This is a genomic window from Nitrospirota bacterium, assembly GCA_040752355.1.
Taxonomy (GTDB): domain Bacteria; phylum Nitrospirota; class Thermodesulfovibrionia; order Thermodesulfovibrionales; family Dissulfurispiraceae; genus JBFMCP01.
Genome location: JBFMHE010000018.1, coordinates 42,198 through 54,830, shown reverse-complemented (window position 1 = coordinate 54,830; position 12,633 = coordinate 42,198). Strand labels below are relative to the sequence as shown.

General features: G+C 61.1%; 17 protein-coding genes. 7 read left to right on the top strand and 10 right to left on the bottom strand.

The genetic code is table 11. The features are described from left to right. Positions 1-73 precede the first annotated feature (73 nt). From AB1805_12970 to AB1805_12940, 7 genes are all read right to left on the bottom strand, one after another. On the bottom strand, positions 74-556 hold the full coding sequence (locus AB1805_12970) for a rubredoxin (protein ID MEW5746337.1): 483 nt from the start codon (positions 554-556) through the stop codon (positions 74-76). A gap of 31 nt (positions 557-587) precedes the next feature. Further along, on the bottom strand, positions 588-803 hold the full coding sequence (locus AB1805_12965) for an RND transporter (protein ID MEW5746336.1): 216 nt from the start codon (positions 801-803) through the stop codon (positions 588-590). An 87-nt stretch (positions 804-890) separates the two neighbouring features. Next, on the bottom strand, positions 891-1,400 hold the full coding sequence (locus AB1805_12960) for a superoxide dismutase family protein (GenBank protein ID MEW5746335.1): 510 nt from the start codon (positions 1,398-1,400) through the stop codon (positions 891-893). A 293-nt stretch (positions 1,401-1,693) separates the two neighbouring features. Beyond that, a complete protein-coding gene (locus AB1805_12955) occupies positions 1,694-2,131 on the bottom strand; it encodes a DUF5661 family protein (GenBank protein ID MEW5746334.1) in 438 nt (145 codons plus the stop codon). A gap of 66 nt (positions 2,132-2,197) precedes the next feature. Continuing rightward, complete coding sequence (locus AB1805_12950; GenBank protein ID MEW5746333.1) at positions 2,198-3,832, bottom strand: MBL fold metallo-hydrolase; 1,635 nt, start codon at positions 3,830-3,832, stop codon at positions 2,198-2,200. 31 nt (positions 3,833-3,863) lie between these two features. Next, positions 3,864-4,289 carry an alternative ribosome rescue aminoacyl-tRNA hydrolase ArfB gene (arfB, locus tag AB1805_12945; protein ID MEW5746332.1) on the bottom strand — a complete coding sequence of 142 codons (426 nt, stop codon included), beginning with the start codon at positions 4,287-4,289 and terminating at the stop codon, positions 3,864-3,866. Next, the gene (locus AB1805_12940) at positions 4,286-5,026 is read right to left on the bottom strand and encodes a hypothetical protein (GenBank protein MEW5746331.1); all 741 of its coding nucleotides are present in this window, start codon (positions 5,024-5,026) and stop codon (positions 4,286-4,288) included. Before AB1805_12940 ends, arfB begins: the two co-directional genes overlap by 4 nt. A gap of 202 nt (positions 5,027-5,228) precedes the next feature. Here AB1805_12940 and AB1805_12935 point away from each other — a divergent pair, with 202 nt between their 5' ends. From AB1805_12935 to AB1805_12925, 3 genes are all read left to right on the top strand, one after another. Further along, on the top strand, positions 5,229-5,675 hold the full coding sequence (locus AB1805_12935) for an SWIB/MDM2 domain-containing protein (protein MEW5746330.1): 447 nt from the start codon (positions 5,229-5,231) through the stop codon (positions 5,673-5,675). 209 nt (positions 5,676-5,884) lie between these two features. Next, the gene (locus AB1805_12930) at positions 5,885-6,163 is read left to right on the top strand and encodes an Lrp/AsnC ligand binding domain-containing protein (protein ID MEW5746329.1); all 279 of its coding nucleotides are present in this window, start codon (positions 5,885-5,887) and stop codon (positions 6,161-6,163) included. Positions 6,164-6,165: 2 nt separating this feature from the next. Then, a complete protein-coding gene (locus AB1805_12925; protein MEW5746328.1) occupies positions 6,166-6,480 on the top strand; it encodes a Smr/MutS family protein in 315 nt (104 codons plus the stop codon). A gap of 8 nt (positions 6,481-6,488) precedes the next feature. Here AB1805_12925 and sbtM read toward each other — a convergent pair whose 3' ends face one another. Next, positions 6,489-8,042: a thio(seleno)oxazole modification radical SAM maturase SbtM gene (sbtM, locus tag AB1805_12920; GenBank protein ID MEW5746327.1), complete on the bottom strand. Its 1,554-nt coding sequence runs from the start codon at positions 8,040-8,042 to the stop codon at positions 6,489-6,491. After that, positions 7,993-8,310: an SbtA family thio(seleno)oxazole RiPP natural product precursor gene (gene sbtA / locus AB1805_12915; protein ID MEW5746326.1), complete on the bottom strand. Its 318-nt coding sequence runs from the start codon at positions 8,308-8,310 to the stop codon at positions 7,993-7,995. Before sbtA ends, sbtM begins: the two co-directional genes overlap by 50 nt. Positions 8,311-8,576: 266 nt before the next feature. On the opposite strand from sbtA, the gene AB1805_12910 reads away from it, so the two are divergent. Further along, positions 8,577-9,431, top strand: a complete 855-nt coding sequence (locus tag AB1805_12910) for a ChaN family lipoprotein (protein MEW5746325.1) — start codon at positions 8,577-8,579, stop codon at positions 9,429-9,431. A gap of 296 nt (positions 9,432-9,727) precedes the next feature. After that, positions 9,728-9,997 (top strand): DUF378 domain-containing protein, encoded by a 270-nt coding sequence (locus tag AB1805_12905; GenBank protein MEW5746324.1) that lies wholly within the window; start codon positions 9,728-9,730, stop codon positions 9,995-9,997. Between the two features lie 108 nt (positions 9,998-10,105). Here the strand turns inward: AB1805_12905 and AB1805_12900 are convergent, their stop codons facing one another. Beyond that, a complete protein-coding gene (locus AB1805_12900) occupies positions 10,106-10,543 on the bottom strand; it encodes a DMT family transporter (GenBank protein ID MEW5746323.1) in 438 nt (145 codons plus the stop codon). A 128-nt stretch (positions 10,544-10,671) separates the two neighbouring features. Here AB1805_12900 and AB1805_12895 point away from each other — a divergent pair, with 128 nt between their 5' ends. After that, a complete protein-coding gene (locus AB1805_12895; GenBank protein ID MEW5746322.1) occupies positions 10,672-11,631 on the top strand; it encodes a transporter in 960 nt (319 codons plus the stop codon). A 118-nt stretch (positions 11,632-11,749) separates the two neighbouring features. Beyond that, positions 11,750-12,589 carry a metal-dependent hydrolase gene (locus tag AB1805_12890; protein ID MEW5746321.1) on the top strand — a complete coding sequence of 280 codons (840 nt, stop codon included), beginning with the start codon at positions 11,750-11,752 and terminating at the stop codon, positions 12,587-12,589. The last annotated feature ends 44 nt before the right edge of the window (positions 12,590-12,633 follow it).

Sequence of the window (12,633 nt, the reverse complement as noted above, 5' to 3'; positions counted from 1 at the left end):
GGAGAGCCCTTTCGAGGGGGCAGGGAGCAAGAGGGAGAGCGGGGGCCTTCGATAGTAGCGCTGCGGCAGGCCTTTATCCTATACTCTCGAAAGCCTCTTTGCCCACGTTGCAGACCGGACATTTCCAGTCGTCGGGCAGGGAGGCGAAAGGAGCTCCTTCCCGGTCCTCCTTGTAGAGCCAGCGGCAGCTCGCGCACCGCCAGACCGCGCCGTCCTCCCTCTCCCCGTTCTTTTCCGCTATTGTCCATCCCCGGGCCTCCCAGGCCCCTGCTGCCGGAGGGAGATAGCCCGAGTAAATCTTTTTATCCCGGGCGTCCTCCACCAGCACGGTCACCGTAACCCCTTCCCTGGTCGCCGTATATCCCCAGGTGAAGAAGTCGGAAGTCTCGGGCGTTGTGGTCTTTGCGACGAACTCGAAGGTGCGGTCGTCTCTCTTCTTTATCTTCGACCAGGAATAGCAGCAGGTCGATATGGAGGTGCAGCCGCATTTGCCGCTCTTCAGCTCGAGGCCGTCGAGGCTGAAGCCGCCCGGGATCTTCTGGATCGCAACCGTCATGGATATCTCTCCTTCACAGTATCGTGAATGCTTAATGTCGCAGTGAGTAAAAGCCTTTAAGTGCCAGCAACACCCAGGGGGTGGCATGGAAGAACAGATCGAACCAGTCCAGGGGACGCACCAGGCGGCCTTTGAAGAGCATCGAAAGCTTCTCCACAATATGCGGCGGAGCGAAGGGCGCGAGCCCGAGCGTCAGGCAGAGGATAATGAGAAGGCCCCAGGGGAGCCGCGCAAGGAGCTGTTCCATAGAGGCATTATATCACACGCCCCTGCTCCCTTCCCCTCCGCTCTATGATGCGGCCGCTCCAAAAGAGGCGTGCCGGTGAAGCAGCGGTCAGCGGCTGATGACGCCGCAGGCGATGCGGTCGCTCGAGTCGCCGGCAGGGTCGGTTTTGTAATCGTCCGCCTTATCATGGACGAGGAGCGCGGAACCGTCCTGGTCGAGGAGCCCGGCGAGGGTCACCTGGGGGGCGAAGGCTTCGACCGTGAGCTTTCCGTCGGCTCCGACATGTATATTCGGAAGATCGCCGGCGTGTATTCCCTGGGGATTCAGGAATCCATGCTTCTTGTTGGTCGGGTTGTAGTGGCCGCCGGCTGTCTTGAAGGGGGGCTCGCACTTGCCCACTGCATGCAGGTGGAATCCGTGCGGACCGGCTGGCAGCTTCGTAAACTCAGCCTTTATAAGGAGACCGTGAGGGGTGTCGGTGAGCAGAGCTGTCCCTGCCTCCTCGCCTTTGGTGTTGATGAAGGTCGCCCTGGCTGTCTGCGGGGCCCCTTCGGCAGGAGCAGGCGCAGGGGCGGCGAGGGCGATGACCGAGACTGCGATAAGCAACAGGTAGCGCATACAGTGTCCTCCTTCAGCTAAAGGTTACGTGTTCAGGATGCATTGTCCTCGGGAGATGCGGAGACCTTGTGATAATTATATCAGGGTAAAGGCGGATGCAAAAGTACGCAGCGACCGGAAGTCGTATAATTTAGGGAGAGGGCAGGAGCAAGAGACAAAGGAGGCGGTGTGGACCCTAATGATACGGCGCAGCAGGTGCTCTACTTAGAGGCGGAGGCCCACGGAGCGAGGGGCGCCGCTCGAGGATGTGCGGCTGACGACCCTTCCCGTATACCACCATCTCTGGCGCCTGGCTAGCGGAGCTGTTCGGCCTCGGCCTCGCTGAGCTCCCTGCGGGCGGCAGCGAGCCGCCGGTGGTAGCGGGCGACTTTTTCAGGATCGCGCGCGATCGTCGCCTTGAGAAGATCCCCTTCCAGCTCGGCCACTTCGAGGCGCTTGTAGTAATCCATGCTCTCCTTGAGATGGGCGAGCACGATCTTGCCGGTCAGCACCGGGTGGTTGTTGGTCACGTTCGCATCCTTGAACATGGTGCCGTGCTCGAGCTCGACCTCGAGGCCCCGCCGGAAATCTTCGAGCGGGATGTCCATGCCGTCGGTATTGACCTCGGCAAGGATAGTGCGGGCCTCTTCCGCGGAGACTGCGGGCTCCTGCAGGGCGGTCCAGTCCTCGAGATTGAGCTCCCTGCAGACGCGCCTCACCTCATCCGCGGTTATGTATTCGGGTAATTTCATATCGCCTCCTCGAGGGGAAAAGTTTTCCTGCTTGAATTCTATCCGAGAATAAAGAGAAAGACAATGCTATTTTGCCAGCTCCTCGGCGCGATAGTAGTCGCCGTGGCCGGGGAAGATGAGGACCGGCCTTCCCGACTGTTTCAGCTCCGCGTCGAGGGAGGCGATAATCTCTTTCAGCGCGGCGAGCTCCTCTTTGTACACCTGCGTATTGCTGTTGGGATTGGTGAGCAGGTAGCGGTAGAGGCTCAGATGCTCCCGCTCGTCAGGGGAAAGGCTCGGGACATTGATGAGAAAATCGGAGGTGAAGAGAAGGCCGTACGCCCTGTTGAGATAGAAGACCTGGCCGGGGGCATGGCCGCCGTGGCTTTCGAGGACCTCGAACGTCAGCGGGCCGATCCCGATGCGGGCGATCACGTCGAAGCTGCCGATCCGGCCGAGCGGGTCCGTTTCGAAGTAGCGGGGATGCTCCGGAAACCTGCATGCGGTGAAGGCGTTCGAAAGGCGGGTGTAGTACTTGTTCAGGTTGGCGAGTCTGCCCGACGTGCCGTACGCCCTGTTCATATGCTGTATGACATCGATGCTGCCGGGATGCACGAATACCTCGGCGCCGAACTCCCGCTCGAAATAGCCGGCGGTGCCGATATGGTCCGTATCGGGATGGGTGACGAGGATGCGCCGCACCGCTGCCGGGTCGAGCGACCGGCTGCGGAGCAGCCGCTTGATATCCTCGAAGTAGACGCCGTGGGCGGCGTCGATCATGGTCAGCTCGTCATGCTCCCCATCGGCATGGCGGAAGAGATAGAAGTTTTCGCTCGTCGGCACTCTGAACCCGTAGAGCGTGACGCCCCCCTCGAAGGCGAGCGGCGGCATCTCGACCGCGGCAAAGCGGTCGCCGACGCGGCTCCGCGAGCGCGAGGCGAGGGCGAGCACCTTCTCGAAGACATCGCCGGCCTCGAGATCGTTTCCCGCCTCGGCATAAAAGTGCACAAGGTCCGAATGCAGGTCTTTCGAGGAGGCGACCAGGGACTTGATCTCCTCCAGGTCGCTGCTGCCGAGCACCCTCTTGAGCCGGAGAAAGAACTTCTCGGCCATCTTCAGGCCGATGATATGCGAGGCCTCCTGCGCATCGGCCCCGCGATAGATGACGCGGTAGTAGTACCCCTTCCGGTTGATCGCATTGAGCAACTCCTCGATCTCTTCGGGGCTCCTCGTCGCCAGGGCGATATCCGCTGCCTCGGGCTCGATGTCCTCGTCGTAGAGCATGTAGATGACGTTGGCGTTGTGCTCTTTCAGGAGATTCGCAAACGCGGCAAGGGCGCCGGGGGTGTTGACGAGCCGGACCTTGATCTCGAGCACGCTCTCGACAGCGGTGATCTGGACCTCGTCCTGGGCCATCCCGGCCCTCTCGAACACGTACCGGTGGCGGCTCAGGGAGCGGAGGAGCGCAGCGAGCTTTGCGTGGTCGAGCTGCACCTCCACGGCAACGCGGTTGCTGTCGATCGAGCGGTCGTAGTGGAAAAACGATATGTTGCTCCCTGTTCCGGCAATGGCCGAGGCGAAGCCTGCAAGGGAGCCGGGGGAGTCCGGGAGATAGACGCAGTACTTCGCCATGAGCTCATCGGTGAGCAGCGGTGCGCCGGGCTCCGGCGATACCCTCTTGTAGACCTTCACCGGCAGATTGCCATCGAAGCGGTCACTCATGAATATCCTCTCGTTCGCGGCTGCATCGGGCTCACTGCTCGTCAGCCCGGGGCGCCCCGCGCAGCCCTTTGACTGCGCTGCGACGGCGTTTCTCTACGAGCCGCTGCTCCCGCGACGCCCTGGACGGCGCGGTCTTCCTGCGCTGCTTCGGCGGCGTCATCGCCTTGCGCAGGAGCATGACGAGACGGGCCAGGGCGTCCTGCCGGTTCTGTTCCTGCGTGCGGTACCGGCTCGCCTCGATCACCAGCACCCCCTCTCCCGTCAAACGCTTCCCCGCCAGCCTCATCAGGCGCTGGCGCACCTCTTCGGAAAGGGAGGCGCTGTGCGCTGCATCGAAGCGGAGCTGCACCGCCGTAGCCGCCTTATTGACATGCTGCCCGCCCGGCCCCGAGGAGCGGATGAAGCGGAGCTCTATATCGCGGTCGTCGAGGGCCAACGTATCGGTAACCGGGATCACCGCAAATCCAGGAGAAGGACATGGGACCTCCCGGTATCCTTTTCGACGAGCTGGAGCCTGAGCTGCCGTGCCGACGGCGCCTCTCCCGGGAAGAAGATGATGCCGTAAGCGAGATTCTTGGGATCGACCGTCTTGTTCTGGAGCGACTTCTGCCTGAGGTCTTCCATGATATTCCGGCGCGCCTCGCGGGCGTCGCGTTCATACGCCTGCGCGCCGCCGATAACGCCGCCGCCTGCAGCGCCGATCGCCGCGCCCTTCCCGGCCGCCTCTCCTACATTGCCCCCGCCGACAATGCCGATCGCCGCCCCGATGAGCGCGCCGGCGGTGGCGCCGAGGAACCCCTTGTAGGCGCCCTTCTTGAAGACCTCTTTGGTCGTGGCGTACTTCGTCGCGCGCTCATGCGCGAGCTCGCTCGAAAGGATCGGCCAGAGGTTCCCCTCCCTGTCCTCGAGAAAGGTCTGCTCGGAATTCACGACCAGCGGGTGGCTCCCCTGGTTGTCGAACACCACCTGCACCGGCAGCATTCCCGCACCGAGCACATCGAACCCGAAGGCCTCCTGCGCTTCGGCGCGGTCCGCATACGCCTTTGCGCCGACCAGCGTGCCGGCAACCTCCTGGGCATTCGGGTAGGCTGCAGGCGGCTTGAAGGGGAGCGGCTGCGCCTTATAGGCAGTGCCGCAGGAAACGACGAAAACAAGGAGAACCGCCATGGTGACGAACTGCCTGATGCTTCTCATATGCTCCTCCCGGAAACGATGAATATCTATCCTCATTATAGCACTTCGCCCTCCCTGCGCAGGCCGCCTCTGTCGGGGGCGCGTTCCCCTCTGTAATCCTTTCAATTTTTCTCTTGACGCTGGTCGCAGATATTGGTAGTATGTTCGTGATTAACGGTTGGCCTCATTGCTTCGATATTTTTTAAAAACCGAGGAGGTAAGAATGGCAACAAAGAAAGCAGCAAAGAAGCCTGCGAAGAAGGCAGCAAAGAAACCCGCTGCAAAGAAAGCCGCAAAGAAGCCCGCCAAGAAAGCAGCAAAGAAACCCGCCGCGAAGAAGGCAGCAAAGAAACCCGCTGTAAAGAAAGCAGCAAAGAAACCCGCCAAGAAGCCGGCTGCAAAAAAGGTGAAGACCAAGAGGAAACCGAATCCTGAATTCATGAAGCCGGTCAACATCAGCCCCGTCCTCGCCAGGGTTGTCGGCAGCAAGCCGATCCCGAGAACGGAAGTGACCAAGAAGCTGTGGGAGTACATCAGGAAGAACGGCCTGCAGGACAAGGTGAACAAGAGGAACATCAATGCCGATGAGAACCTCAAGGCGGTATTCGGCGGCAAGGGCCAGGTCTCGATGTTCGAGATGACCAAGCTGGTCAACAAGCACCTGAGCTAGTTACTGCGCCGATAGCGTAGACCAAAAAAGGCAGTCGCAGGGTCACCTGCATTGCCTTTTTTGGTCTTCGGCTCCCCCTTCCGCCCTCTTCCTCTCTCGCTCGTTTCCCCTGCGTTCACGCCGCGCTTATTGCAATCCATGGGGGCCGATGCCATAATTGCTCTAGGCTGCATTCCATCTGTATTAATCCGGCATGAAGGAGGGTTCCTATGATCACGGCGCTTGCGCTCCTGAACGTGGAGCGGGACAAGATTAATCAGGTTGCCGAGCAGCTCGCGGATATGAAGGGAGTTACGGAAGTCTACTCGGTGGCGGGCATCTACGATCTCGTCGCCGTTATCCGCGTTGCCGAGAATGAAGAACTCGCCGAGCTCGTGACCAACCACCTGCTCAAGGTGGAGGGTATCGTGAAGTCCCAGACCCTCATGGCCTACCGCGTCTACTCCCGCCACGACCTTGAGTCCATGTTCCATATCGGGCTCGCATAACCGTGGCGCATGACCCCGATCTCCCTCCGCCTGATCTCCATCCGGAAGATCAGCCGCCTCTCGATCTTCCCATCGACGGCGTGCTCGATCTCCACACCTTCAGCCCGAAAGATCTGAAGACCCTGCTCCCGGCCTACATAGAGGCCTGCCGGGAACGGGGCATACTCGAAATCCGCATTATTCACGGCAAAGGCAGCGGCACGCTCCGCGAGACCGTGCATTCTCTGCTCAGGCGTATGCCCGAGGTGCGCTCCTTCAGGCTCGCCGGAGGGGACGCCGGCAGCTGGGGAGCGACGATAGCGGTGCTGAAGCCGTAAGCCTGCTCTTAGGGTTCGACAAAACAATACGGGTCACGCTCTTTGAATATATTCTTTCCCGCACTGTGAGCAACGGCGAGGCAGCCGCCGCAGACCGGCCGGAGGGGGCAGGGAGCGCAGGCGCTGCATCCCTCCCGGTATCGCCGGGCCTCGGCTGAGTCGTAGATTTCGGCAAGGCCCCGGGTGTTGATCGTGCCGATAGGGGAGGGGAACTTTCTGCAGGCGTGCACCTCGCCGTCCGGCAGGAGCGCAGCGAAATTGAAGGCAGCCCCGCAGCCGAAGCCCGCACAGCCGCCGAAGAGCTCGAGCCCCTTGCGCTGGTGCAGGATATTGATGAGGCTGTCCTTGAGCCCCATGATGGGGTTCTCCTCGGCTGCCTCGGCGTAGCGCTCGAGAAAGGCGGGGTAGATCTCGACCGGAACCGGCTGCAGGCGCGCCCCTTCGCCTACTGCGGAGAGGCGGTTGAAGGTGAAGGTGTCGGTTATGCCGCGGAGGAGGTCGGCGAGCGGCAGCACCTGCTCCATGTTGTTCCTCGTCAGGGTGAGCATCACCATGGAGTAGATATCGAGCTCCCGGAGCAGGCGGAGAAAATCGATGACGCGGTCGAAGTGTCCCGGACCGCGGATTGCGTCGTTGTGCTCGAGGAGCCCTTCGAGGCTCACCTGGAAAAAAGCGGGGCGCTGTATGGCGGCGAGCTCTTCGAGCGCTTTGCGGGTGGAGGGATTCCCGAGAATGGCGACGGTGAGGCCCCGCTCGACTGCGGCACGGTACAGCTCGGTAAAATGGGGATGGAGGAGCGGGTTTCCCCCGGTAAACGAGACCTGTCCGCTCACGCCCCTGCTGCGGCAGAAGCTCCGCAGATCGTCGAGCACGCCGAAGGCCTGCTCCAGGGGAACCGTGCTCCGCGCGCTGCGGTCATAGCAGTGCTTGCAGTGAAGATCGCAGGCCTGGGTGATGTGCCATTGAAGGGTAAAGACCGAGGTGCTGAGAAAGCGGTCGTCCCGCTGCCCTCTGTGGAAGAGCGCAGGGTCCCGCCTGAGCAGGGAGGGAGGGGCGAGCAGGATACCCTGTTCTGCCGCACGGTCCAGGGCTGCATCGACCGCGCCGACCGGCAGGGCTGCCTCGGCAGCGACCGCCGATGCAGCCCGGTCCTCGAAGACCATCTTGAGCGCAAGGAGATCTTCGGATGAGGCGACTTTGTACCGGACATCGCCTGCGCCGGGCATCTTCCAGAGCAGCAGAATCTCTTCGCCCTCTTCGGGCGCCCGCTCTTCACCGTTTGCATTCCGTTCCAGGAGCGGCAGCAGGTTCTTCCAGGAGCACCTGATGACCGAGACGGTCGGGTTGACCATGCGGCAGGTGACCTCCTTCGGGAGATCGGCTGTCCTCAGCCTCGAAAGGGTCTGCTCGATACGGGCGAGATCAGAACGATACGCAGGGAGGCCCGGGGCGCCGATCAGCGCTCTCCTGCGGTTACGGGAGAGGACATGGTCCCCTCCCGCTTCCTGCACCCTACTGCTTGCTGCCGCTGCAGCCGCTCTGTCCCGCTTTTTTCTGGTCATCGGCCTTCTGTTCTTCTTTTCCCGGCTCGTCAGCGGGCTTTTCCGCAGGGGCTGCCTGGCCTGCCGTGCTGCCGTCGCTCTGTCCCGCTTTCTTCCGGTCTGCTGCCTTTTTCTCAGTGCCGCCGGCACTGGATGAGCTGCTTCAGCCGCTCTGGCCTCAACCGCTGCTGCCCCGTGCGCTGCCGGGGCCGATTGCCAGACCGGCGCCGGCGATCAGCCCTGCCAGGCCCAATCCTGCCAGAAGTCTCTTGAGCTCTTTCTGATCCATGTCCTGCCCTCCTTTCCGTTAAAGTATACTCCTCTTTATCTTCTGAGCCTAAGTCAAAAAAGAGCTCCTGTCAATGCCGGCCCTCTGCCAGAAGCATTCCCTCGTCCTTCTTGACCCTGTACCGCCCTGTTGCTAGTATTGTGGTATACGATGACCGCCAGCAGCGCAGACACCCGCCAGCCACTCCCTTCCCCGGGAGCCGCGTATCGTATAGAATGCAGGAAGAGCCCCGCGCAGCAGCAGGCTCTTTCGAGAGGAGGCGCAGCATGAATCCAAAGCGCAGGTTTTTCATCCTGATACTTACGGCCGCACTAGCCGGCATGCTCATTTTTGCGATCAATGTATTCTCCTATGAGAGGGTGCTCCGGATGCAGGACAAGCGGGTCATCACCTTTGACCAGATGATGCGGGACAAGCAGGATGCCGACATCATCGTCGTCGGCGAGAGCCATACCGATCCCCGGCATCACGAGCTCCAGCTCAAGGTGATCAGGACGCTGCATGAAAAGGGTGTTCCCCTCGCGATCGGGCTCGAGATGTTCACCGCCGGCAGCCAGGGTGCCCTCAACAAATGGATAGAAGGGAAGCTGAGCCTGGAGCAGTTCCTCCCCATCTATTACGAGAACTGGAACCTGCCATGGCCTCTCTATAGCGATATCTTGCTCTATGCACGCGAGCACGACATCCCGCTCGTCGGCCTCAATGTACCGCGCTCGATCACGACGAAGGTGGCGAAAGAGGGGTTCGACTCCCTGACGGAAGAGGAGCGCCGGCAGCTGCCTTCCGGTATCAGCTGCACTATCGATGAGGCCTACATGGAGTTCATCAGGAGTATGCATTCGGCACACGCGCACGGGAAAGAGTTCGTAAATTTCTGCGAGGCCCAGATGATATGGGACAATGCGATGGCGCTGAACGCGCTCGAGTTCCTGCAGAACAATCCCGACCGTACGATGGTAGTCCTCGCCGGGACGGTGCATGCCTGGAAGCGGGCGATTCCCGAGCAGATCAGGAGGCAGGGCAGCGGGAATGTCGTCTCGGTGGTCCTCCCTGAGGTGCCCGGAACAGCGGAGCAGGGCGGGGTAACTGAAAAAGATACCGACTTCCTGATGCTCCGCTGACCGCGTGGACCGCCGGGGGGCTTCCAACCAGAAAAGCTCCCTGGAAAATTCATTCCTTTCGATCCCTTGTGCGCCCATGTTGAATTTTTATACGACTGCGGTAGACTTTTAGGAAGAGGAGATTCAGCAGCTCCCCCGGAGGGAAGGGTCCCTCTGGACAGTCCCGGCAGAGCTCGGGCAGAGGAGATGACGCCCTCGCATCTATAGAGGGAGGACAGGACACATAAAACAGGGGATCCCTCCCGCCTCCTGCGGGAGCGGCGATTGCCCTGGCGGACAAAAAAGGGGAGGATACTATGGCTGAAGTGTACGAAAGTAACGGTGTAAGAAAGCTCAATACCTTTGACTGGATTTCGCTGATCCTCGTGATCATCGGCGGGATCAACTGGGGCCTCATCGGGCTCTTCGGGTTCGACCTTGTGGCAGCCATATTCGGCGATATGTCGGCCTTCTCCAGGATCATCTATACGCTGGTGGGGGTCGGGGCGCTGTATATCCTGGCACACTCGCTCAAGCTCATCCGGCATCCCGAGGCCGCGCCGACAGCTGCATCCCGCAGGACCTGATAGGTGGAGCTGCTGGGTTGCGTGAACCCGGTCCTGTCCTCCTTCTCCATACGATATCGCAACGTTCATCCGGCTGCTCGCGCAGCCGGATTCATTTTGGAGAGCGCGCTATCTCTTGAAGATGAGGAAGGCGCCGGTCAGGAGGAGTGCGGCGCCGAGGATGCGCGGCGCATCGAGAGGAATGATCCTCAGGCCGAAGAGCCCCGACCTGTCGAGAGCGAGGCCGGTGATTAGCTGAGCGGTGATTACCGCCGCCATTGTCGATGCCGTCCCTATCCTGGGGACCGCGACGATGGTCATCGAGACGAAGAAGGCGCCCAGGAGCCCCCCGGTCAACTCCCACCATGATGCCCCGGTAACTGCCTTGAGCGAGCCGCGGCCGCTGACGAGCACGACAACGAGCATCGCCAGGGTCCCCACGAGAAACGAGAAGAAGGAGCTCTCCACGACCCCTACCTTCTGGGCGAGGCGGGCATTGATCGACGGCTGTACGGCGACAGTCACGCCGGCAAAGAACATCGCGATGAAGAGGAAGACGGTATTCATAGCTTTTCCTTTCACGAGAGATGAGACTATTGTACCTCAGATCCGCTCCCGGATTTTGCGGTGCCGGGTTACCTTTCCGTCTCCTTTGTGATAGCATGGACCGAAAGAGATGTCACGAGGAGGCGATCATGATGCGCAGGAGAGTTGTTCTGGCCGTTCTTCTTCTCATGCTTTCTGCCGGCAGCGCCCGGGCGACGCATATTGCGGTCACTCCGGGAACAGGGCATGCGGGGCCGATCACTACCGTTTCCGCTGCGGTGCTCGAGAAGCATCAGTTCAGCATCGAGGCCCAGGCGGAGTACCTCCGGTTCGATACCTTTTCCGAAGCCGAGCTCATCCGCTTCGCGGAGCAGGACACCGAAGTCCATAACATGGAATCCGTTATGCGGTATATCATCGGCATCGGCTACGGCATAACGGACGCCACGACCATTCACGCGCGTATTCCCTATATCCGCCGGGAAAACATAGAGGAGAGCGAGCCCCCTGACGAGGCGCATCGCCACGGCGACGCGCACGGCTTCGGCGACCTCGCGCTCTACCTCCACCACCGTTTCTACCGCAGCGCGGCAAAGGACCTGGAGGCTACGCTCCTCGTCGGGCTCAAGCTCCCCACCGGCAGGACGACGGACAAGGATGACCACGGCGAACCCTTCGAAACGGAATTCCAGCCCGGCTCAGGGTCGTGGGACCCTTCGATCGGCATCGCGGCAACGAAGAGGCTTGGCAGCTTCACCCTCGATACCAGCCTGCTCTATACACTCGTGACCGAAGGCGCGCAGGAGACCGACCTGGGCGACACCTTCTCGTACAATCTCGCCCTCTCGTACCGGGCACTGGCACGGCCGGTTGAGCTCGATCTCATCATCGAGGGGAACGGTGTCTGGCTGCAAAAAGAGGAGGTGGCAGGTCGCAAGGATGAAAACAGCGGCGGGAATACCCTCCTGCTCTCTCCGGGCGCCCGGCTCACGTTCGACCGGCACTTCTCGACGTATGTCTCGCTCGGCATCCCGGTGCTCCAGGACCTTAACGGCGAGCAGAACGAGCTCGATTACCGGCTCGTCTTCGGGGTGGGCTGGGCGTTTTAGGCTCTAAAGGCACAGTGTTTCTGCTGCTGCCCTGCCGCTGTGTGCGGTGTCTTAGCCCGCGGCGGGAAAATGTTCTATAATCGAGAGACAGCCATCATACCCTGGAAGGAGGATTCATATGAGACTCGGAGCGATGTTCATCATGGTCATCTCCTCGACTGCCTGCCTGTTCACCATGCCGCTGATCGCGTCAGCCGAAGGAAAGACCGAGATCACCTGGCTCGGCCATGCCGCCTTCAGGATCACCACGCCCACGGGCAAGGTGCTGCTCGTCGATCCCTGGATCGACAACCCGGTGAATAAAAAGGGGAGTGACCTTGTAGCCGCTATGGACAGGACCGATCTCATCCTGCTCACTCATGGGCACGGCGACCATGTGGGCAACAGCGTCGAGATCGCGAAGAAGACCGGGGCGAAGCTCGTCGCCACCTTCGACCTGGGCCGCGCCATGGTGCAGTTCGGCGGCTTTCCCAGCCAGCAGTGGGGAGTGGAGACCGGGGGACACTTCGGGGGCGAGATTGCGCTCCTCGACGGCGAGGTGAAGGTTACCTTCGTGCCCGCCCTCCACGGCTCGGGCCTCGAAGCGGTCGAAGACAGCGCGCTCGCGAAAAAGAGCGTGTATGCCGGCAATCCGGGCGGCTTCATCATCGCCATCAAGAACGGACCGGTCATCTATCACACAGGGGATACCGACCTCTTCTCGGACATGGCGCTTGTCGGGAAGTTCGCCACGGTCGATATCATGCTCGCCTGCATCGGCGACCGCTTCACCATGGGGCCGAAGCGGGCCGCTCATGCCGTGAGGCTCGTGGGTCCGGCAGTCGTCATTCCCATGCATTACGGCACGTTCCCGCTCCTCACGGGCACGCCCGAGCAGTTCGGGCAGGAGATGAAACGAGAGAAGGTGAAGGCGAAGATGCAGGCGCTGAAGGTGAACGAGAGCATGACCTGGAAATAGTGGATACCGCACAAGAGGCGGCAGGGAGCGTTGCGTATGCAGCG

What these genes read in the sequence shown, in the direction of transcription:
- AB1805_12905 (MEW5746324.1), top strand. Translation starts at nt 9,728, where the DNA reads ATGGCTGAAGTGTACGAAAGTAACGGTGTAAGAAAGCTCAATACCTTT.
- AB1805_12895 (MEW5746322.1), top strand. Translation starts at nt 10,672, where the DNA reads ATGATGCGCAGGAGAGTTGTTCTGGCCGTTCTTCTTCTCATGCTTTCT.
- AB1805_12955 (MEW5746334.1), bottom strand. Translation starts at nt 2,131, where the DNA reads ATGAAATTACCCGAATACATAACCGCGGATGAGGTGAGGCGCGTCTGC.
- AB1805_12910 (MEW5746325.1), top strand. Translation starts at nt 8,577, where the DNA reads ATGAATCCAAAGCGCAGGTTTTTCATCCTGATACTTACGGCCGCACTA.
- AB1805_12930 (MEW5746329.1), top strand. Translation starts at nt 5,885, where the DNA reads ATGATCACGGCGCTTGCGCTCCTGAACGTGGAGCGGGACAAGATTAAT.
- sbtM (MEW5746327.1), bottom strand. Translation starts at nt 8,042, where the DNA reads ATGACCAGAAAAAAGCGGGACAGAGCGGCTGCAGCGGCAGCAAGCAGT.
- AB1805_12970 (MEW5746337.1), bottom strand. Translation starts at nt 556, where the DNA reads ATGACGGTTGCGATCCAGAAGATCCCGGGCGGCTTCAGCCTCGACGGC.
- AB1805_12940 (MEW5746331.1), bottom strand. Translation starts at nt 5,026, where the DNA reads ATGAGAAGCATCAGGCAGTTCGTCACCATGGCGGTTCTCCTTGTTTTC.
- AB1805_12965 (MEW5746336.1), bottom strand. Translation starts at nt 803, where the DNA reads ATGGAACAGCTCCTTGCGCGGCTCCCCTGGGGCCTTCTCATTATCCTC.
- AB1805_12935 (MEW5746330.1), top strand. Translation starts at nt 5,229, where the DNA reads ATGGCAACAAAGAAAGCAGCAAAGAAGCCTGCGAAGAAGGCAGCAAAG.
- AB1805_12950 (MEW5746333.1), bottom strand. Translation starts at nt 3,832, where the DNA reads ATGAGTGACCGCTTCGATGGCAATCTGCCGGTGAAGGTCTACAAGAGG.
- AB1805_12900 (MEW5746323.1), bottom strand. Translation starts at nt 10,543, where the DNA reads ATGAATACCGTCTTCCTCTTCATCGCGATGTTCTTTGCCGGCGTGACT.
- AB1805_12890 (MEW5746321.1), top strand. Translation starts at nt 11,750, where the DNA reads ATGAGACTCGGAGCGATGTTCATCATGGTCATCTCCTCGACTGCCTGC.
- AB1805_12960 (MEW5746335.1), bottom strand. Translation starts at nt 1,400, where the DNA reads ATGCGCTACCTGTTGCTTATCGCAGTCTCGGTCATCGCCCTCGCCGCC.